This is a genomic window from Pseudomonas sp. TE36184 (genome assembly GCF_054060055.1).
This window is the reverse complement of the sequence record NZ_JBSSCU010000001.1, coordinates 3818732-3838382: the sequence shown is the minus strand read 5'-3', so window position 1 is coordinate 3838382 and position 19651 is coordinate 3818732. Positions and strand designations below refer to the sequence as shown.

Annotated in this window: 13 protein-coding genes and 2 pseudogenes; 9 read left to right on the top strand and 6 right to left on the bottom strand. The window is 63.9% G+C overall.

The window, feature by feature from the left end:
- Positions 1–471: 471 nt before the first annotated feature.
- Positions 472–696: pseudogene (locus tag ACVWZP_RS17300) on the top strand (hypothetical protein); the annotation flags it as partial.
- Here the strand turns inward: ACVWZP_RS17300 and ACVWZP_RS17295 are convergent.
- A protein-coding gene (locus tag ACVWZP_RS17295) for an IS3 family transposase (protein WP_457369968.1) occupies positions 696–1846 on the bottom strand; the annotation gives its coding sequence in 2 pieces (ribosomal slippage) (positions 696–1609 and positions 1609–1846; 1152 coding nt in all). The pseudogene ACVWZP_RS17300 and the gene ACVWZP_RS17295 overlap by 1 nt on opposite strands.
- A gap of 57 nt (positions 1847–1903) precedes the next feature.
- Between ACVWZP_RS17295 and ACVWZP_RS17290 the strand changes: the two are divergent.
- A pseudogene (locus ACVWZP_RS17290) lies at positions 1904–6607 on the top strand (alpha-2-macroglobulin family protein); the annotation flags it as partial.
- Positions 6608–6801: 194 nt separating this feature from the next.
- On the opposite strand, the gene ACVWZP_RS17285 reads toward ACVWZP_RS17290, so the two are convergent.
- Entirely contained in the window at positions 6802–7095 is a 294-nt protein-coding gene (locus ACVWZP_RS17285; RefSeq protein WP_017849656.1) for a hypothetical protein, read from the bottom strand.
- A 90-nt stretch (positions 7096–7185) separates the two neighbouring features.
- On the opposite strand from ACVWZP_RS17285, the gene pbpC reads away from it, so the two are divergent.
- The 5 genes from pbpC (at position 7186) to ACVWZP_RS17260 (ending at position 11954) form a co-directional block, all read left to right on the top strand.
- Positions 7186–9516: a peptidoglycan glycosyltransferase PbpC gene (pbpC, locus tag ACVWZP_RS17280; RefSeq protein WP_128192619.1), complete on the top strand. Its 2331-nt coding sequence runs from the start codon at positions 7186–7188 to the stop codon at positions 9514–9516.
- Between the two features lie 157 nt (positions 9517–9673).
- Positions 9674–9982 (top strand): MazG-like family protein, encoded by a 309-nt coding sequence (locus ACVWZP_RS17275; protein ID WP_017849654.1) that lies wholly within the window; start codon positions 9674–9676, stop codon positions 9980–9982.
- Positions 9975–10724, top strand: a complete 750-nt coding sequence (locus ACVWZP_RS17270; RefSeq protein WP_017849653.1) for a methyltransferase — start codon at positions 9975–9977, stop codon at positions 10722–10724. The genes ACVWZP_RS17275 and ACVWZP_RS17270 overlap by 8 nt, the downstream gene beginning before the upstream one ends.
- Positions 10725–10748: 24 nt before the next feature.
- The gene (locus ACVWZP_RS17265; protein ID WP_046485729.1) at positions 10749–11351 is read left to right on the top strand and encodes a DUF4136 domain-containing protein; all 603 of its coding nucleotides are present in this window, start codon (positions 10749–10751) and stop codon (positions 11349–11351) included.
- A gap of 45 nt (positions 11352–11396) precedes the next feature.
- On the top strand, positions 11397–11954 hold the full coding sequence (locus ACVWZP_RS17260) for a DUF4136 domain-containing protein (protein WP_046485731.1): 558 nt from the start codon (positions 11397–11399) through the stop codon (positions 11952–11954).
- A 35-nt stretch (positions 11955–11989) separates the two neighbouring features.
- On the opposite strand, the gene ACVWZP_RS17255 is transcribed toward ACVWZP_RS17260, so the two are convergent.
- Together ACVWZP_RS17255 and ACVWZP_RS17250 are read right to left on the bottom strand one after the other, a co-directional pair.
- The gene (locus ACVWZP_RS17255) at positions 11990–12838 is read right to left on the bottom strand and encodes a MaoC family dehydratase (RefSeq protein ID WP_301555739.1); all 849 of its coding nucleotides are present in this window, start codon (positions 12836–12838) and stop codon (positions 11990–11992) included.
- 2 nt (positions 12839–12840) lie between these two features.
- Complete coding sequence (locus ACVWZP_RS17250) at positions 12841–14193, bottom strand: 3-oxoacyl-ACP reductase (protein WP_448125724.1); 1353 nt, start codon at positions 14191–14193, stop codon at positions 12841–12843.
- 114 nt (positions 14194–14307) lie between these two features.
- Here ACVWZP_RS17250 and ACVWZP_RS17245 point away from each other — a divergent pair, with 114 nt between their 5' ends.
- A complete protein-coding gene (locus ACVWZP_RS17245) occupies positions 14308–15585 on the top strand; it encodes an acetyl-CoA C-acetyltransferase (RefSeq protein WP_169881353.1) in 1278 nt (425 codons plus the stop codon).
- A 135-nt stretch (positions 15586–15720) separates the two neighbouring features.
- On the top strand, positions 15721–16620 hold the full coding sequence (locus ACVWZP_RS17240; protein WP_017849647.1) for a PA4780 family RIO1-like protein kinase: 900 nt from the start codon (positions 15721–15723) through the stop codon (positions 16618–16620).
- A gap of 396 nt (positions 16621–17016) precedes the next feature.
- Here the strand turns inward: ACVWZP_RS17240 and cueR are convergent, their stop codons facing one another.
- Together cueR and ACVWZP_RS17230 are read right to left on the bottom strand one after the other, a co-directional pair.
- A complete protein-coding gene (gene cueR, locus ACVWZP_RS17235; protein ID WP_026140370.1) occupies positions 17017–17418 on the bottom strand; it encodes a Cu(I)-responsive transcriptional regulator in 402 nt (133 codons plus the stop codon).
- A gap of 2 nt (positions 17419–17420) precedes the next feature.
- Entirely contained in the window at positions 17421–19622 is a 2202-nt protein-coding gene (locus ACVWZP_RS17230) for a heavy metal translocating P-type ATPase (RefSeq protein ID WP_457369967.1), read from the bottom strand.
- Positions 19623–19651: the final 29 nt, after the last annotated feature.

Sequence of the window (19651 nt, the reverse complement as noted above, 5' to 3'; positions counted from 1 at the left end):
GGGGGAGCGGCATTGTAACTGTCCCCCCAGCACGCCGCAGAACCAATGTGGAATGGGGGGTTAAATGTGGGAGGAGGGCAAATGTGAGGAGGGCCAAATGTGAGGAGGGCAAATGTGAGGAGGGCCAAATGTGAGGAGGGTCAAATGTGGGAGGGCCAAATGTGGGAGGGGGCTTGCCCCCGATTGCAGTGGATCAGCTACAAATAAGCTGACTGACTCACCGCCATCGGGGGCAAGCCCCCTCCCACATTTGGCCTCATTCCACATTTGGCCCTCATTCCACATTTAGTCCCTCATTCCACATTTTGATTTTTTGTGATTTTGATCTTTTGTGTTTGTGGGATTTGGCTTGGATCGCGTGACGCGAAGAACCAAACTGCCCTCCGTCGGTCAATGTGACCAGCGCCACATCGGCTTGGCTGGCGCTGATATATAGTTCATCCCTCGGTTCCCTCTGACGACGAGTGCCCCATGCTTAACAAAGGACTGTTCCTGGCTTGCGCGCTGGCCCTGCTGAGCGCCTGCGATTCTTCCGATAAACCGACTGCGCCGAGCGCGCCGGCAGCCGCGAGCAGCGTGGCGCCGAAGCCGGCCAAGGCGGCGGTGGATGTGGCGGCGCTGAAGCAGCGCTACGCCGGGCGTGAGTTGAGTGTGGTGGACGTGTCCGAGGTGCAGTTTGAATCGCCCCGGATTCTCTAGACACCTTGCAAGCTCATTGCGTAACGCTTTTCAAACTCTACCGGTGACAGCTGCTTGTTGAAACCATGGCGGCGTTTTACGTTGTAGAACATCTCGATGTAATCGAACACATCACTCCGAGCATCTTCCCGCGTGGTGTAGATTTTTCGCTTGATCCGTTCCCGTTTCAGAAGCTGGAAAAAGCTCTCGGCCACGGCGTTGTCATGACAGTTGCCTCGGCGACTCATACTGGCAACCAAATTGTTTGCCTTTAAAAAGCTGCGCCAATCGGAGCTGCTGTATTGGCTGCCTTGGTCGGAATGAACCATCACCTCTTGCTTCGGTTTACGCCTCCAAACCGCCATCAACAACGCATCAATGGCCAAATCACTGGTCATCTGCGACTTCATTGACCAGCCAACGACCTGACGAGAAAACAGATCCAGCACCACCGCCAAATACAACCAGCCTTCATAAGTACGAATGTAGGTGATGTCGGTGACCCAAACCTTGTTGGGTTCCACGACATCGAACTGGCGCTTCAACAAATTGGGTGAGGCGACCGCTGGCTTACCGCCGTACTTTCCTGGGCGGCGTCGATAACCTGTCTGAGAGCGCAGCCCTTCAAGACGCATCAGCCTTGCCACGCGATGGCGCCCGCAAACTTCACCGACCTCGCGCAGATCGTCATGGATTTTGCGATAGCCATAAACGCCACCACTTTCCAGCCATGAATGCTTGATCAAACCCAGCAGTCGCTGGTCGTCTTTGGCGCGTGCAGATTGCGGCTCAGACAACCAGGCGTAATAGCCACTGGGATGGACTTTCAGCGTGAGGCAAAGCCGTCGAATGGAATAGTCGCCGGCGCGCTGCTTGATAAAGGCGTACTTCAGCCGCACTCCTTGGCAAAGTACGCGGCGGCCTTTTTTAATATGTCTCGCTCTTCAGTAACGCGCTTTAGCTCCGCTCGCAGACGACGCAGTTCAGCGTGCTGGTCATCATCCTGCTGCCGTTCTTCTTGAGGTTTGCTGTAGCGCTTTATCCAGGCATAGAGGCTATGCGTTGACACGCCGAGACGGGCCGCTACCTCAGCGACAGGCAGCTTCTTTTCGGTCACTTGATTGACTGCTTGGATTTTGAATTCTTCGGGGTAACGCGGGTTGCTCATGGCACCTCCTAATTGGCCTCAGTTTAAGGCAAAGAGGTGTCTACGAAACCCGGGGCGATTCAGTTGGACGGCGCCAGCACCTTGTCGGTGAGCTTTTCCATTCCGTTGGATCCGGAGCAGAAGTTCGCCGACAAGCTGCATCTGGTGGACAGCAAGTCGGGCAAGGTCGACGGCGCCTGGGAGCTGTCGGATAACCTGATGGAGTTGCGCCTGCGCCACCTGGAGCCGCAGCGCAAGTTGGTGCTGACGGTCGACCCCGGCGTGCGTGCGGTGAATGACAACCTGTTGCCCGCCGAGTACGTCGCCCGCCTGGAAACCCGTGACCTGCAAGCCACCGTCGGTTTCGCCAGCCGTGGCACGCTGTTGCCCACGCGGCTGGCCGAGGGGTTGCCGGTGATTGCGCTGAATGTCGACAAGATCGATGTCGAATTCTTCCGGATCAAGCCCGAATCCCTGCCATCGTTCCTCGCCCAGTGGGGGCGCAATACCAGCCTGCAAAGCTATGAATCCCGCGAACTGCTGCCGCTGGCCGATCTGGTCTACGGCGGCCGCTTCGACCTGAACCCGGCGCGCAATACCCGCGAAACCCTGTTGCTGCCGATCGCCGGCCTCAAGCAACTGCAGCAGCCGGGCGTATACCTGGCGGTGATGCGGGCGTCGGGCACCTACAACTATTCGCAACCGGCCACGCTGTTCACCTTGAGTGATATCGGCCTGTCGGTTCACCGCTACGCCAATCGCCTGGATGTGTTTACCCAGGCGCTGGACGGTGGCAAGGCGCTGGATGGCGTCGACCTCGAAGTGCTCGATGCCGAGGGCCGGGTGGTGGGGCAGGGCAAGACCGAGCAGGGCGGTCACGCCGAATTGCCGTTGCCGAAAAAGGCCCAGGTGCTGCTGGCCAAGCAGGGCGAACAAACCAGCCTGTTGCGCCTGGACAGCGCCGCGCTCGATCTGGCGGAGTTCGATATCGGCGGCCAACCGTCGCACCCGCTGCAGTTCTTTGTGTTCGGCCCACGCGATCTGTATCGCCCTGGCGAAACCGTGCTGCTTAACGCCTTGCTGCGCGACAAGGACGGCAACGCGGTCAAGCCGCAGCCAGTGAGCGTCGAAGTGCGCCGCCCGGATGAGCAGGTCAGCCGCAAATTCGTCTGGGACGCCGACGCCTCCGGCCTCTATCAATATCAACTGCAATTGGCCGGCGAAGCGCCGACCGGGCGTTGGCAGCTGGTGTTCGACCTGGGCGATGGCAAGCCGCAGTTGTACGAGTTCCTCGTCGAAGACTTCCTGCCCGAGCGCCTGGCGCTGGAACTCAAGGGCAGCGACACGGCATTGAGCCCGGCGGATAACCCGGTCATTCAGGTCAACGGCCGCTACCTGTATGGCGCGCCGGCGTCGGGCAACCGGGTCAGCGGGCAGGTGTATGTGCGTCCGCTGCGCGAGGCGGTGGAATCGCTGCCGGGTTACCAGTTCGGCTCCGTCACCGAAGAAGAGCTGAGCCAGGATTTCGAACTGGATGAAAGCGTGCTCGACGCCAAGGGCCAGGAAGCCCTGACCCTGGAAAGCAAATGGGCCGACGCCAAGTCGCCGCTGCAACTGATCGTGCAAGCCAGCCTGCATGAATCGGGCGGGCGGCCGATCACCCGGCGCCTGGTGCAGCCGATCTGGCCGGCCGAGCAGTTGCCGGGCCTGCGCGGGCTGTTTGACGGCAAGGAAACCAACGGCGACGGCCCGGCGGAATTCGAAGTGCTGCTGGCCAACCAGGACGGGCAGAAACTCGCCGCGAAAAACCTCAAGGTCCGCCTGGTGCGCGAGCGCCGTGACTACTACTGGAATTACTCGGACAGCGACGGCTGGAGCTACCACTACAACGAGAAATTCCTCAACCTCGACGAACAGAGCCTGGACATCAAGGCCGGCGACACCGCCAAAGTCAGCTTCCAGGTGGAGTGGGGCCCGTACCGCGTCGAGGTCGAAGACCCGCAGACCGGGCTGGTCAGCAGCCTGCGCTTCTGGGCCGGCTACCAGGCCCAGGACAACACCGAAGGCGGCGCCGTGCGCCCCGATCAGGTCAAGCTGGCGCTGGACAAACCCGCCTATGGCGACGGCGATACCGCCAATGTCACGGTGACACCGCCGGCGGCCGGTAAAGGCTACCTGCTGGTCGAGTCCGCCGAGGGGCCGCTGTGGTGGCAGGCGATCGACGTGCCGGCCGAGGGCAAAAGCTTCGCCGTGAAACTCGACCCGAAATGGGCGCGCCATGACCTCTACGTCAGCGCCCTGGTGATCCGCCCCGGCGAGCGCAAAGCCAACATCACCCCCAAACGGGCGGTGGGCCTGCTGCACCTGCCGCTGGATCGCACCCAGCGCAAACTGGGGCTGACCCTCACCGCGCCGGAAAAAATGCGCCCCAAACAAGCGCTGACGGTGAAAGTTACCGCGAAAAATGCCGACGGCAGCGTGCCCAAGCAGGTGCATGTGCTGGTGGCGGCGGTGGACGTGGGCATCCTCAATATCACCGAATACCCGACGCCCGATCCGTACTCCAGCCTGTTCGGCCGCAAGTCGTATGGCGTGGACCAGTTCGACATCTATGGTCAACTGATCGAAGCCGGCCAGGGCCGCCTGGCGAGCCTGGCCTTCGGCGGTGACGCCGCATTGGCCAAGGGCGGCAAACGCCCGGACACCAGCGTGACCATCGTCGCCCTGCAAAGCGCACCGGTGACGTTGAACGCGCAGGGCGAGGGTGAAGTCAGCGTCAATATCCCCGATTTCAACGGCGAATTGCGCCTGATGGCCCAGGCCTGGAGCGATGACCGCTACGGCATGGCTGAAGCCAAAACCGTGATCGCCGCACCGCTGATTGCCGAACTGTCGGCGCCGCGCTTCCTCGCGGGCGGCGACCAGACCAGCTTGGCGCTGGACCTGTCCAACCTGTCGGGCAAGGCGCAAAAGCTCGACGTGCAACTGAGCGCCGAAGGGCAACTGGAACTGGTCGACAGCGCCGCGCAATCGCTTGAACTGAAACAGGGCCAGCGCACCACGCTGCGCATCCCGGTGAAAGCCTGGGGCAGCCTGGGGCAGGGCAAGCTCAAGGTCACGGTGAATGGCCTGGACCTGCCCGGTGAAAACCTGCCGCCGTTCAGCCGCGAATGGACCTTGGGCGTGCGCCCGGCCTATCCGGCCTTGCTCAAGCACTATCGTGCGGTGCTCAAGGAGCAGCCGTGGAGCTTGCCGGCGGGGGCGCTCGATCAATTCGACAGCGCGGGGCGCGAGGCGTTGTTGAGCCTGTCGAGCCGGCCGCCGTTGAACCTCGGCGCGCAAATCAGTGCGCTCAAGGCTTACCCCTACGGTTGCCTGGAGCAGACCGCCAGCGGCCTGTACCCGTCGCTGTATGCCGACGATGCCTTGCTCAAGCGCCTGGGCATCAAGGGTGAGCCGGACGCCGAGCGCAAACGCAAGATCGAGCTGGGCATCGAACGCCTGCTGGGCATGCAGCGCTACAACGGCAGCTTTGGCTTGTGGGGCGCCGATGGCGAAGAGGAATACTGGCTGACCGCCTATGTCACCGACTTCCTGCTGCGCGCCCGCGACCAGGGCTTCGCCGTGCCGCCGCAAGCCTTGAAGAAAGCCAGTGAGCGTCTGCTGCGGTATGTGCAGGAGCGCAACCTGATCGAAGTCGATTACAGCGACAACGCCGAGCACACCCGCTTCGCTGTGCAGGCCTACGCCGGCCTGGTACTGGCGCGCAGTCAGCAGGCGCCGTTGGGCGCGTTGCGCAGTCTGTTCGAGCGGCGCAGCGATGCGCGCTCCGGGTTGCCGCTGGTGCAACTGGCCATCGCCTTGCAGAAGATGGGCGACCAGCCGCGCGCCGATCAAGCCTTGCTCGCAGGGCTGGCGGCGCAGCGCAATGCCAAGGAATGGCTGGCCGACTACGGCAGCCCGCTGCGCGACCAGGCGATGATCCTGGCGTTGCTCGAAGAAAACGACCTGGCCAAGGGCAAGCGTGAAGAGCGCTTGTTCACCTTGTCGGATCAGTTGGCGGCCAGCCCGTACCTGTCGACCCAGGAACGCAACTCGCTGTTCCTGGCCGGGCGCCTCGGGTTCGCCCAGCCCGAGTCGAATTGGCAGGTGTCGCTCACCGGCAGCGGCGGCGTGCGCGAATTGAATAATCAACAGTCGACGCTGGCGTTGACGGGCGCGCTGCTGTCCAGCGACCTGAGCCTGCGCAATCAGGGCGAGACGCCGGTGTACCAGCAGTTGACGATCTCGGGTTATCCACAAGTGCCACCGGCCGCTGGCGGCGACAACCTGAGCATCCGCCGCGAATACCTGGGCATGAACGGCCAGCCGCTGAACCTGCGTAGCCTCAACAGCGGCGACCTGGTGCTGGTGCATCTGGCGGTCAGCGCCAAGCAGCGTGTACCGGATGCCCTGGTGGTGGACCTGCTGCCGGCAGGCCTGGAGCTGGAAAACCAGAACCTCGCGCAAAGCGCCGCAAGCCTGGAAAACGCCAGCAGCCAGGTGAAGGAATGGCGCGAGTCGATGCAGAACGCCTCGCTCAAGCATCAGGAGTTTCGTGATGACCGCTACGTGGCGGCGATGAACCTGGATGGCTATGGCACCACGCACTTGTTGTATCTGGCGCGGGCGGTGACGCCGGGGACGTATCGGGTGCCGCCGCCGCAGGTGGAGTCGACGTATCGGCCGAACTGGCAGGCGGTGGGGGAGACGCCGGTGGATCTGGTGATCAAGGGGCGTTGAAAGCTCGATGTGGAATGGGGGCTAAATGTGCAGTGGAGGCTAAATCTGGGAATGGGGCTAAATGTGGAATGAGGGCTAAATGTGGGAGGGGGCTTGCCCTCGATGGCGGTGGGTCAGTCACCTGATGCATTGACTGAAATACAGCTATCGGGGGCAAGCCCCCTCCTACAGGGATTTGTGGGGTTTTTTTGGGGTTAGTGGACTACCCAGCTGAGTAGCCACAGGCCGAGCATCAGCCAGATGATGCCCATGATGATCGATGCGCGCATGAAGGCGCGTACCGCCGAGTACAGCAGCATCAGGCCGAGGATCAGGGTAATGATGCTGATGATGGAAGTGTCCATGCCCAAGGTACGCGACAGGCCATCGATAAAGTTGCCACCGGCGTGGGTCAAGGCACCGAAGATGCCGCTGAGGCCGTCGACGATAAAACGGATGACGGAACCGAGCGCCTGGCCCAACCATTCGAAGAAGCTTTCTACCTGCATGTGTGTGTCCTGATGAGAAGGTGGGCGTGTCTGTGCCTTTGGTTGTTATTGCGACAGGCTAGTTCCCTACAAGCATAGAGGTTTGCCCGTTTGAGTTTGCGTTTAGTTGCTCGCTGGACCCTCGCGAGCCTGCTCCTGATGATTGCCCTACTGTGGTTGGCCGACCGCATCTGGCCCCTGCCGCTGCCCAAGGACGACCTGGCGCGGGTGGTGCTGGCCGAGGATGGCACGCCGTTGTGGCGGTTTGCCGATGCCAATGGCGTGTGGCGTTACCCGGTGCAAACTGCTGAGGTGTCGCCGTATTACCTCGATGCGTTGCTCACCTACGAGGACCGTTGGTTCTACCAGCACCCCGGCGTAAACCCGTTCGCGCTGGCGCGGGCGACGTGGCAGAACCTGACCGGTGCGCGGGTGGTGTCGGGCGGCAGCACCTTGTCGATGCAGGTCGCCCGTTTGCTCGATCCCCATTCGCGCACGTTCCACGGCAAGCTGCGCCAGCTGTGGCGCACTGCGCAGTTGGAATGGCATTTGTCCAAGGCCGAGATTCTCAACCTGTACCTGAACCGCGCGCCGTTTGGCGGCACCTTGCAAGGCGTGGCAGCGGCCAGTTGGGCGTATCTGGGCAAGTCGCCGGCGCAACTGACCCACGCCGAAGCCGCCTTGCTCGCGGTGTTGCCCCAGGCGCCGAGTCGCCTGCGCCCCGACCGCCACCCCCAGCGCGCCCAGGAAGCGCGGGACAAGGTGCTGCGCCGCCTCGGCGAGTTCCAGGTATGGCCGTCATCGGCAGTGGCCGAAGCGCTGGAAGAACCGTTGCTGCTCGCGCCGCGCCTGGAGCCCAGCCTGGCGCCCTTGCTCGCCCGTCGCCTGAACCGCCCCGACAGCCCGCCGCTGATCCGCACCACCCTGGACGCCACCCTGCAACGCCGTCTCGAAGACCTGCTGCTGGGCTGGCGCGCGCGTTTGCCGGAATACACCTCGGCGGCGATCCTGGTGGTGGAGGAAGACAGCATGGCCGTGCGCGCCTACCTCGGCTCGGTGGACATCAATGATGCCAAGCGCTTCGGCCATGTGGACATGATCAGCGCCCTGCGTTCGCCGGGCTCGACCCTCAAGCCCTTCCTGTATGGCATGGCCCTGGACGACGGGCTGATTCACTCCGAATCGCTGTTGCAGGATGTGCCCAGGCGCTATGGCGATTACCGGCCGGGCAACTTCTCCATGGGCTTTACCGGCGCGGTGCCGGCGAGCACGGCGTTGTCCAGTTCGCTCAACCTGCCGGCGGTGCAGTTGCTGGAAGCCTACGGGCCGAAGCGCTTCGCCGCGCAGATGCGTATCGGCGGGGTGCCGCTGGCGCTGCCGGCGTTGGCCGAGCCGAACCTGGCGCTGATCCTGGGCGGCGCGGGCAGTCGCCTGGAAGATCTGGTGAGCGGCTACAGCGCTTTCGCCCGCGACGGCAGGAGCGCCACGATTCGATTACAGCCGGACGATACGCTTAGAGAACGGCCTTTACTGTCGCCAGGGTCCGCCTGGATTGTGCGGCGTATCCTCAGCGGCCAGGCGCGGCCCGACCGCGACCCGCGTGCTGAACTGGTGCAGCGCCCGGTGCTGGCCTGGAAAACCGGCACCAGCTACGGGTTCCGCGATGCCTGGGCGATCGGCGTGGGGCCGCGCTATTTGATCGGCGTGTGGATCGGCCGCCCCGACGGCACGCCAGTGCCGGGGCAGTTCGGCTTGGCCTCGGCCGCGCCCTTGATGTTGCAGGTACACGATGTGTTGACCAACCGCGACAGCCAGCGTGGCATCAGCGCGCCGGTCAAACCGGTGCCGGCGAATGTCGGCGTGGCGGCGATCTGCTGGCCGCTGGGCCAGCCCATGAGTCGCAGCGATCCGAATTGCCGGCGCCAGCGCTTCGCCTGGACGCTGGACAACACCACGCCACCGACCTTGCTGGCACTGGATCAACCGCTGGGTGTGGGCTTGATGGAAAGCGTCTGGGTCAACCCCAAGGGTTTGAGGGTGGACGCCCATTGCCCGGGCGCGCAGTTGCAGAACATTGCCCTGTGGCCCGCGCCGTTGGAACCCTGGCTACCGCGGGCCGAACGCCGCGACGCACGCTTGCCGGCCGCGGACCCCGATTGTCCGCCGCCGGCCCTGGCGGCGTCCTCGCCGTTGTCGATCGTCGGCGTGCGCGAAGGCGATCAACTGCGCCTGCCCGCCGCCAGCCAACAGGCGCTGCGCCTGAAGATCTCGGCGCTGGGCGGCAGCGGCCGGCGCTGGTGGTTCCTCAACGGCGCGCCGTTGGGCGACAGCGCCAACCAGGACAGCATCAACGCCAGTTTCGAGCAATTGGGCCGCTACCAGCTCAGCGTTCTCGACGAGGCCGGCCAAACCGCCCGAATCGAATTCAGCGTCGTCGACTAGACCCCATCACCGCCAAACCAGCCCCCACATTCTGATTTGCGAATCCATTCAAATGTGGGAGCAGGCTTGCCTGCGATAGCGCCCTAAAGTCCATCCCCCGGATTCACTTGCCTTCATCCCTGATCCCCCCGAAGCTATACCCCTTCAGGAGCCCCTCATGAACCTCGAACACCTCACCGAACGCCTGCATCGCATCCGCGATACCAACGATTGGAAACAATTCCACAGCCCGAAAAACCTGGCCATGGCCGCCAGCGTGGAAATGGCCGAGTTGGTGGAAATCTTCCAATGGCTCACCGAAGACCAGTCGCGCCAGTTACCCGCCGACACACTCGCCCATGCCGGCCAGGAAGTCGGCGATATCGTGCTGTACCTGCTGTTGCTGTGCAGCGAGTTGGGCCTGGACATGAACGAGGTGGTGCGCGCCAAGCTGGCCGACAGCGAACGGCGGTTTATCCATGAGTGATCGTCACTTCGACCAACTGGCCACGCGTTTTGCCGAGAAGATCTACGGCGGTGCCAAGGGCGCGATTCGCCTGGCGGTGTTGCAGGCCGACCTCACCGAAGCCCTGCCGCAACGGCCGTTGCGTGTGCTGGATATTGGCGCGGGCCTGGGGCACATGTCGCTGTGGCTGGCCGAGCGCGGGCATCAGGTGACCCTGGCCGAACCCGCCGAGCCGATGCTGAGCGGTGCACGCCAACGCTTCGCCGAGGCGGGGCAGAGCGCGACCTTCATCCATGCGCCCTGGCAAGACCTGCTCGGCCAACTCACCGAACCCTACGATGTGGTGCTGTGCCACGCCGTCCTCGAATGGCTGGCCGAACCCCACGCGATCCTGCCCGTGCTGCACCAGTTGACGGTGCCTGGCGGCTGGCTGTCCCTGGCGTTCTACAATCGTGATGCGCTGATTTACCGCAACCTGCTCAAAGGCCACTTCCGCAAAATGCGCAAGAACGACATGGCCGGCGAAAAACAGAGCCTGACCCCGCAGCAGCCGCTCGACCCGCGAGAGCTGGCGGCGCAACTCGAGGGGCTTTGGCAGGTCGAAAGCCAGAGCGGCGTGCGGGTGTTCCACGATTATATGCCGGTGGAATTCCAGGCCCGCGTGGCGTTGCAGGATGTGCTGGAGATGGAGCTCGCCCATCGTCGTCACCCAAGCTTTGCCGGACTTGGGCGTTATTTGCACTGGATCTGCCGTCCGGTTTAAGCGGCCCAGTCAGTGGAGGTCGAAATGCGTCGTTTCGGGTTAATCCTGTTGTCCCTTGGGCTGGGCGCCTGCTCCAGCCCCAATCCCTACGTGGCCACCTCGGCGCCGATGCCGCCGGCTCCGGCCCAGGCGGCCAGGACCTTTGATGCCAGCGCCTACCCCGCGCCAGTGCGTGACTACGGCGCCTACCGCATTTGGGCCTGGCGCAACGGCCAGTTGCCGGCGGGCACGGCCTGGGCGGACTCGGCGCAGATTGCCGAAGCGGTCAGCGGCGCCCTCGACCAGCGAGGCTTGCGCCCCCTGCACGACAACCGCGCGCCCGACCTGCTGGTGAGCGCCGACGTGCATCTGGAGAAGCGCCTCAAGCAGGTCCAGGATGACTACGGCTATGGGTACGGTGGCTACAATCGTTATGGCAATGGCTACGGCATGTACAACTCGGCGCCGATCGTGCGTACCTATGAAGTTCAGGTCGTGGTGGTGCGGGTCAATCTGTTCGATGCACGCAGCGGTCAGCCGGTGTGGAGCGCCAGCGCCGAAACCGGCAGTCAGGGCAGCCTCAGTGAGCGAGCCGATGCGTTGCGCAAGGCTGTGCAAAAGGCAATGACGGCGTATCCTCCCAGTTAACAGCTATTCTCATTTAATGCCCGGGTCGCTCGTTGGAGAACCATCATGTTTGGACGTATCGCAACGCTCGCTTTGGTCGTGCTGCTGGGCGGTTGCCAGACCAGCCAGGTCAACCACGATTTCGATGCCAGCCGGGACTTCGGCGCCTACCGCAGTTGGGCCTGGAAAGATCCGGCGCTGCAATACCGTCCCGATGATCCGCGGATCAAGAGCGACCTCACCGAGCAACGTATCCGCCAGGCCGTCGGTGAACAACTCGACCAACGCGGCCTGCGCCCTGCGGCGGCGGGCACCCGGGCGGACCTGAATGCGCAGGCCTACCTGATCGTCGAAGACCGCCAGCAACAAGTCAGCACCAACTACGGCGGCGCCTGGGGCGGGCCGTGGAATGGCTACTGGGGCGCGCCGATGTACAACGAAACGCGCAACATCACCTACAAGGTGGCGACCATCCAGATCGATCTGCTCGACGGCAAGGACGGCAAACTCGTCTGGCGCGGCAGCGACGAGCAGATCATGGCCAGCTCGCCCGAGCCGCAGGATCGCAGCAACGCCATCCGCAAGACGATCGCGCGAATCCTTTCCAGCTACCCGCCGCGCTGACACGCTGTTGCCCCGAGAGGGATGAGCGGCCGGTTTCAGCCAATCGGCTGCCACCGGCCGACCATGTGCTCAATCTCCCCCGCGCCTTTCAACCACAACTGGCCACTGGAACCGGCGACGCTGGCGTGCAGGGTGACCTCGCTGGGCAGGCGCACCGGTTTCTTGAATTCGACCTCTATTTCGATATTCGCCGCAGGCAGGTGCTCGCCGAGGGCGGCGAGGGTGCGCGCCTTGTTCCACAGGCCGTGGGCGATGGCTTGGGGGAAACCGAATAGTCTGGCGGTCAGGGCGCTCAAGTGGATCGGGTTGTAGTCGCCGGACACCCGGGCGTAACGACGGCCGATATCGGCCGGGGCTTTCCAGCGGGTCAGTTCGCTGACCTGGGTGGGCGTGGGCAAGGCGTCGTCCGCCGCTGCGCCGTCGAGCTTCACGCCACGGCAGAGCATGCGGCTCTGCGCTTCCCACAGCAGACCGAGGGCATCTTCGGCGGTGGTCACCAGCTCAAACGTTGCGCCTTTGGCGTGGGGTTTGAGATGGTGTGCGTGGACGGCGATGGTCAGCTCACTCACCGCCCCCAAGGGCCGATACACACGGATGCGATTGCGCAGGTGGACCAGCCCCAACAACGGGAACGGAAACGATGGCGCCGTCAGCAGTTTTAACTGCAGGCCGAACGCCAGCACCTGCGGATACGTCGCCGGCAGCATCGGGCTGTCGGCAAAGCCACACACCTGCCGATACGCCGCCACCTGCTCGGGGTTGACGCTCACGCGGCAGCGAAACCCCTGCTCGGGCAAGTGGCTGCCGGTGATCCTGCGCTTGAGCGCCGCGCGCCAGTACAACGGCATAAGCTGCGGCGGGTGGTCCAGGGTGGTCCAGTCCATGCTTACGCTCCCAGTACACTTTGCCCACACACCCGCAGTGCCTGGCCGCTGACCGCGCCGGAACCCGGCTGACCGAGCCAGGCGACCGCTTCGGCGACGTCCTGCGGCAAGCCGCCCTGGCCCAGGGAGCTCATGCGGCGCCCGGCCTCACGCAGGGCGAAGGGGATATGCGCGGTCATCTGGGTTTCGATAAAACCGGGAGCCACGGCGTTGATGCTGATCCCCCGCGCTTTCAACAGCGGCGCCCAGGCCTGGGCCAAACCGATCAACCCGGCCTTGCTCGCGGCATAGTTGGTTTGCCCGCGGTTGCCGGCAATCCCGCTGATGGAGGCCAGCAGCACCACGCGTGCGTTGTCGTGCAGGGTGCTGCTGTCGAGCAGGGCCTTGGTCAGCACTTGCGGTGCATTGAGGTTGACCGCCAGCACGGCGTCCCAGTATTCCGGGGTCATGTTGGCGAGGGTTTTGTCGCGGGTGATGCCGGCGTTATGGACGAGGATGTCGAGGCCGTCCGGCAGTTGTTCGATCAACTGGCGGGCGGCGTCTTCGGCACAGATGTCCAGCACGATGCTGCGCCCTCCCAGGCGCGCCGCCAGGGCTTCGAGGTCAGCCTTGGCCTGGGGCACGTCCAGCAGAATTACCTCGGCGCCGTCGCGGGCGAGGGTTTCGGCGATGGCGGCGCCAATGCCGCGTGCCGCGCCGGTGACCAGCGCCTTACGCGCGGCAAGCGGGCGGGTCCAGTCTTCGACGGGGGTGGCGCAGGCTTCCAGGCGAATCACCTGGCCCGAGATGTAGGCACTTTTGGGCGACAGGAAAAACCGCAACGCCCCTTCCAACTGGTCCTCGGCACCTTGGCCGACCGACAGCAATTGCAATACGCCGCCGTTGCGCAGTTCTTTGGCCAGGGAGCGGCTGAACCCTTCGAGGGCGCGCTGGGCGCTGGCGGCGAACGGGTCGCTGAGACTTTCCGGCGCGCGGCCGAGGATCACCAGGTGCGCGCTGTGATCGAGGTTTTTCAGCAGGGGCTGAAAGAACTCGCGCAATTGCTTGAGCTGGTCGGTGTGTTGCAAGTCGCTGGCGTCGAACACCAGCGCCTTGAGCTTGGGGCCATGCCCGGGAATCCAGGCCGGGGCTTCCAGCGGCCCGGCGCCGTAGCTATAAATGGCCTCGGTGAGTTTGTGCGCAAACGCCAGCACCTTGGCCGCCAGCGCCCCGCCGCCGAGCAGCAGCGCGCCGTCGACCGGGCGCAGACGCCCGGCTTGCCAGCGCTCCAGGCGTACCGGTGACGGCAGGCCAATGGCGGCGACCAGGCGATGGCCGAGGCTTGAGTTGGCGAAGTCGATATAACGGTCAGACATGGAACGCTCTCCAAAGGCTGGGGTTCAAAGGGTTGACCACCTCGCGGCGGCAGTCGTTCGATTGAGCCTAGGCTAGTCTGAACGACTTACCCCACAACCGACAGGGAGCTTTCCATGACTCAATTGCGCCGTGTAGCGATCATTGGCGGTAATCGCATTCCTTTCGCCCGCTCCAATGGCCCGTATGCCACGGCGAGCAACCAGGCGATGCTGACGGCCACCCTGGAGGGCCTGATCGAGCGCTACAACCTGCATGGCCTGCGCCTGGGCGAGGTGGTCGCCGGCGCGGTGCTCAAGCATTCGCGCGACTTCAACCTGACCCGCGAATGCGTGCTGGGTTCGCGCCTGTCGCCGCAAACCCCGGCCTATGACATTCAGCAGGCCTGCGGCACCGGGCTGGAGGCGGCGTTGCTGGTGGCCAACAAGATTGCCCTGGGCCAGATCGAATGCGGGATTGCCGGTGGGGTGGACACCACGTCCGACGCACCGATCGGGGTGAACGAAGGGCTGCGCAAGATTCTGCTGCAGGCCAACCGCAGCCAGTCCTTGGCGGGCAAACTAAAACTTTTGTTACAACTCCGTCCCCATCACCTCAAACCCGAGCTGCCGCGCAATGGCGAACCCCGCACCGGTTTATCCATGGGTCAGCACTGTGAGCTGATGGCGCAGACCTGGCAGATTCCGCGCGCCGAGCAAGACCAGCTCGCCCTGGAGAGCCACCAGAAAATGGCCGCGGCCTACGCCGAAGGCTGGCACAACGATTTGCTCACCCCGTTTCTGGGCCTGACCCGCGACCACAACCTGCGCCCCGACCTGACCCTGGAAAAACTCGCCGGCCTCAAGCCCGCCTTCGAGCGCAGCGCCAAAGGCACGCTCACCGCTGGCAACTCCACGCCGCTGACGGACGGCGCCTCCCTGGTGTTGCTCGGCAGCGAAGCCTGGGCCAGGGAGCGCGGCTTGCCGATCCTGGCTTACCTGCGCGACGGCGAAGCGGCGGCGGTGGATTTCGTCAACGGCGCCGAAGGCCTGTTGATGGCGCCGGTGTACGCCGTGCCGCGTTTGCTGGCGAGGAATGGCCTGACACTGCAGGACTTCGATTACTACGAGATCCACGAAGCATTCGCTGCCCAAGTGTTGTGCACGCTCAAGGCCTGGGAAGATGCGGACTACTGCAAGACGCACCTGGGGCTGGACGCGCCGCTGGGTTCGATCGACCGCAGCCGCCTCAACGTCAAGGGCAGTTCCCTGGCCGCCGGCCATCCGTTTGCCGCGACGGGCGGGCGTATCGTCGCCAACCTGGCCAAGCTGTTGGACGTCGCGGGCAAGGGGCGCGGGCTGATTTCAATCTGTGCCGCCGGAGGGCAGGGCGTGACAGCGATCATTGAACGCTGAATTGCGTGGAAAACTGGCATATTGGATGCATTCTTCGGTGGTCAAAGCTCGGTAGCCCCTCCCCGAGGCGAGCCGATTGCCGTATAACGAGTGCCATACGCGTGTTTGGTAATAAAGGACCCACAATAAAAGCTGATGAAGACTCCTAAACGCATTGAACCCCTGATCGAAGACGGTCTGGTCGACGAAGTGCTGCGCCCACTCATGAGTGGTAAAGAAGCAGCTGTTTATGTGGTGCGCTGCGGCAACGAATTGCGTTGCGCCAAGGTTTACAAGGAGGCGAACAAACGAAGTTTTCGTCAAGCGTCCGAATACCAGGAAGGCCGAAAGGTCCGTAACAGCCGGCAGGCCCGGGCCATGGCCAAGGGCTCCAAATTCGGTAAGAAAGAAACCGAAGATGCCTGGCAGAACGCCGAAGTCGCGGCGTTGTTCCGCCTGGCCGGCGCGGGCGTTCGCGTGCCCAAGCCGTATGACTTCCTTGAAGGCGTGCTGTTGATGGAGCTGGTGGCCGACGAGTACGGCGATGCGGCGCCGCGCCTGAACGACGTGGTGCTGGAGCCGGACCAGGCGCGCGAGTACCACGCGTTCCTGATCTCCCAGATCGTGCTGATGCTGTGTACCGGCCTGGTGCATGGTGACCTGTCCGAGTTCAACGTACTGCTCACGCCGACCGGCCCGGTGATCATCGACCTGCCCCAGGCGGTGGATGCGGCGGGCAACAACCACGCGTTCAACATGCTGGAGCGGGATGTGGGCAACATGGCTTCCTACTTCGGGCGCTTTGCCCCGGAGCTGAAGAAGACCAAGTACGCCAAGGAAATGTGGGCGCTGTACGAAGCCGGCACCTTGCACCCGGCCAGCATCTTGACCGGCGAGTTCGACGAACCGGAAGAACTGGCCGACGTGGGCGGCGTGATCCGCGAGATCGAAGCGGCGCGACTGGACGAAGAGCGGCGCCAGGCGGCTCGCGCGGCGGATGATGCGCCACCGAGCAAAACGCCTGACGAACCACCGCCACCGCCTTGGATGCAGTGACCCCCAAGCTGTTGTCGATCTAAACAGTGTGGAAGTGATCTTCAAACAATTGGAGATCTAAAAAGTGTAGAAGTGATCTTCAGGTAATTGGAGATCTAAATGTGGGAGGGGGCTTGCCCCCGATAGCGCCGTGTCAGTCGATACGTATATTGACTGGTCCACCGCTATCGGGGGCAAGCCCCCTCCCACATTGGTTTTGTGTACACCCCTTACCCCCTTCAGGCGCAGCAACCTCCCGGCGTGCGGAAGTGATCTTCAGGCAATTGAAGATCTAAAAATGTGGGAGGGGGCTTGCCCCCGATAGCGCCATGTCAGTCGATACGTATATTGACTGATCCACCGCTATCGGGGGCAAGCCCCCTCCCACATTGGTTTTGTGTACACCCCTTACCCTTTTCAGGCGCAGCAACCACCCGACGCCAATTCCTTGAGAATCGGACAGTCCGGCCGATGATCGCCGTGGCAGTGTTCCACCAGGTCCTGCAACGTATCGCGCAACTGCCCCAGCTCCAGAATCTTTTGGTTCAGCTCCTCGATATGCTGGCGCGCCAAGGCCTTCACATCGGCGCTGGCCCGTTGCCGGTCCTGCCACAACGTCAGCAGCTTGCCGACTTCTTCCAATGAAAACCCCAGGTCCCGCGAGCGTTTGATGAACGCCAGGGTGTGCAAGTCGTCGGCACCGTACACGCGATAGCCGCTCTCGGTGCGATGGGCGGCTTTGAGCAGGCCGATGGATTCGTAGTAGCGAATCATCTTGGCGCTCAAACCGCTTGAACGCGCCGCCTGGCCGATGTTCATGCTCATGGATGTGGGTCCTCCAGATCCTTGGGTTTCCAGGTTTTCAACAACAGCGCATTGCTCACCACGCTGACGCTGGACAAGGCCATCGCCGCGCCGGCCAACACCGGGTTGAGCAGGCCGAATGCCGCCAGGGGAATACCGATCAAGTTATACACAAAGGCCCAGAACAGGTTCTGGCGGATCTTTGCGTAGGTCTTGCGGCTGATCTCCAGCGCGGCCGGCACCAGGCGTGGATCGCCGCGCATCAGGGTGATGCCGGCAGCGTGCATGGCCACGTCGGTGCCGCCGCCCATGGCGATGCCGATGTCGGCGGCGGCCAGGGCCGGGGCGTCGTTGATGCCGTCGCCGACCATCGCCACCACGCCGGTTTTTTTCAGTTCGGCGACGGTGGCGGCTTTGTCGGCCGGGAGCACTTCGGCGTGGACATCGTCGATGCCCAGCGCCTGGGCGACTACCCGCGCACTGCCGCGATTATCGCCGGTGAGCAAATGGCTGCTGATGTGCCGCGCCTTGAGTTGGGCCACGGCTTCCAGCGCGCCGGGCTTGAGAGTGTCGCCGAAAGCGAACAGCCCGAGTACCCGCGGTTGCGCGCCTTGCTCGATCAGCCAGGACAAGGTGCGGCCCTCGGCTTCCCAGGCCTTGGCCGAAGCGTTCAGTGCGCCCGCGTCCAGCCCGTTGTCTTCCAGCAGACGGCGGTTGCCCAGGGCCAGCGGCCGACCGTCGAGGGTGCCGGCAATGCCGCGCCCGGTCAGGGACTGGCTGGCGCTCACATCGGCCACGTTCAGCCCTTGTTCGCGGCAGGCATCCAGCACCGCCTTGGCCAGCGGGTGTTCGCTGCCGCGTTGCAAGGCGCCGGCCTGTTGCAGCAGCAGCGGTTCGTTGCCGTCGACTGCCGCCAAGTGGGCGATCTTCGGCGTGCCGGAAGTGAGCGTGCCGGTTTTGTCGAATACCACCGCGCTGACGGCGTGGGCGCGCTCCAGCGCTTCGGCATCCTTGATCAGGATGCCGTGACGCGCCGCCACGCCGGTGCCGGCCATGATCGCAGTTGGTGTGGCCAGACCGAGGGCGCACGGGCAGGCGATCACCAGCACGGCGACCGCATTGATGATCGCAGTCTCCAGCGAAGCGCCGTACAGCCACCAGCCGAGCAGCGTGAGCAACGCCAGCACCAGCACCGTCGGCACGAACACCTGGCTGACTTTATCCACCAGTTTCTGGATCGGTGCCTTGGCCGCCTGGGCGTCTTCCACCAGGCGGATGATGCGCGCCAGCACGCTTTCCGCGCCGAGGGCCACGGTGCGGACCAGCAAGCGCCCTTCGCCGTTGATCGCGCCACCGGTGACCTTGTCGCCCGGTTGTTTCGGCACTGGCAGGCTTTCGCCGCTGATCAGCGCTTCGTCGGCATGGCTTTGGCCGTCCACCACTTCCCCGTCCACCGGGAAGCGCTCGCCGGGTTTGACCAGCACGTGGTCGCCGAGCTTGAGCGCGTTGATCGCGACGTCTTCTTCGCGGCCGTCAACCACCCGAATCGCGCGCTCCGGGCGCAAGGCTTCCAGGGCCCGGATGGCGCTGGCGGTCTGGCGTTTGGCGCGGCTTTCCAGGTATTTGCCGAGCAGCACCAGGGCGATCACCACCGCCGAGGCTTCGAAATACAGGTGCGGCATGCTGCCGACGGGCGCGGTGAGCCATTCATACAGGCTCAGACCGTAACCGGCGCTGGTGCCGATCGCGACCAGCAAGTCCATATTGCCGGCGCCGGCGCGCACGGCTTTCCACGCGGCGATGTAAAAGCGCGCACCGAAGATGAACTGCACCGGTGTGGCCAGGGCGAACTGGACCCAGGCCGGCAGCATCCAGTGCAGGCCGAAGGGCTGTGCCAGCATCGGCAGCACCAGCGGCAATGCGAGCACAATCGCCAGCAACAGCGCCCAACGCTCGTGGTGCAGGCGCTGGGCTTGATCGGCATTGGTCTTGGTTTCGCTTTGGGGCAGCGATGCGCTGTAGCCGGCCTTGTCGACGGCGGCGATCAGCACGGCGGGGTCCATCTGGCCGAGCACCTCGATATGGGCGCGCTCGTTGGCCAGGTTCACGCTGACACGTTGCACCCCCGGCACCTTGCCCAGCGCGCGCTCGACACGCCCGGCGCAGCTGGCGCAGGTCATGCCGCCGATGGGCAGGTCAAACGTGGTGGTTCCATTCATGGGGCAGTCCTCCTGAAGAAGTTGCCCCT

Bases quoted from the DNA above. Each gene is read 5' to 3' on its own strand.
- cueR (WP_026140370.1), bottom strand. From the start codon at position 17,418: ATGAACATCGGCCAGGCGGCGCGTTCAAGCGGTTTGAGCGCCAAGATG.
- ACVWZP_RS17230 (WP_457369967.1), bottom strand. From the start codon at position 19,622: ATGAATGGAACCACCACGTTTGACCTGCCCATCGGCGGCATGACCTGC.
- ACVWZP_RS17255 (WP_301555739.1), bottom strand. From the start codon at position 12,838: ATGGACTGGACCACCCTGGACCACCCGCCGCAGCTTATGCCGTTGTAC.
- ACVWZP_RS17240 (WP_017849647.1), top strand. From the start codon at position 15,721: ATGAAGACTCCTAAACGCATTGAACCCCTGATCGAAGACGGTCTGGTC.
- ACVWZP_RS17260 (WP_046485731.1), top strand. From the start codon at position 11,397: ATGTTTGGACGTATCGCAACGCTCGCTTTGGTCGTGCTGCTGGGCGGT.
- ACVWZP_RS17245 (WP_169881353.1), top strand. From the start codon at position 14,308: ATGACTCAATTGCGCCGTGTAGCGATCATTGGCGGTAATCGCATTCCT.
- ACVWZP_RS17265 (WP_046485729.1), top strand. From the start codon at position 10,749: ATGCGTCGTTTCGGGTTAATCCTGTTGTCCCTTGGGCTGGGCGCCTGC.
- ACVWZP_RS17275 (WP_017849654.1), top strand. From the start codon at position 9,674: ATGAACCTCGAACACCTCACCGAACGCCTGCATCGCATCCGCGATACC.
- ACVWZP_RS17270 (WP_017849653.1), top strand. From the start codon at position 9,975: ATGAGTGATCGTCACTTCGACCAACTGGCCACGCGTTTTGCCGAGAAG.
- ACVWZP_RS17250 (WP_448125724.1), bottom strand. From the start codon at position 14,193: ATGTCTGACCGTTATATCGACTTCGCCAACTCAAGCCTCGGCCATCGC.
- ACVWZP_RS17285 (WP_017849656.1), bottom strand. From the start codon at position 7,095: ATGCAGGTAGAAAGCTTCTTCGAATGGTTGGGCCAGGCGCTCGGTTCC.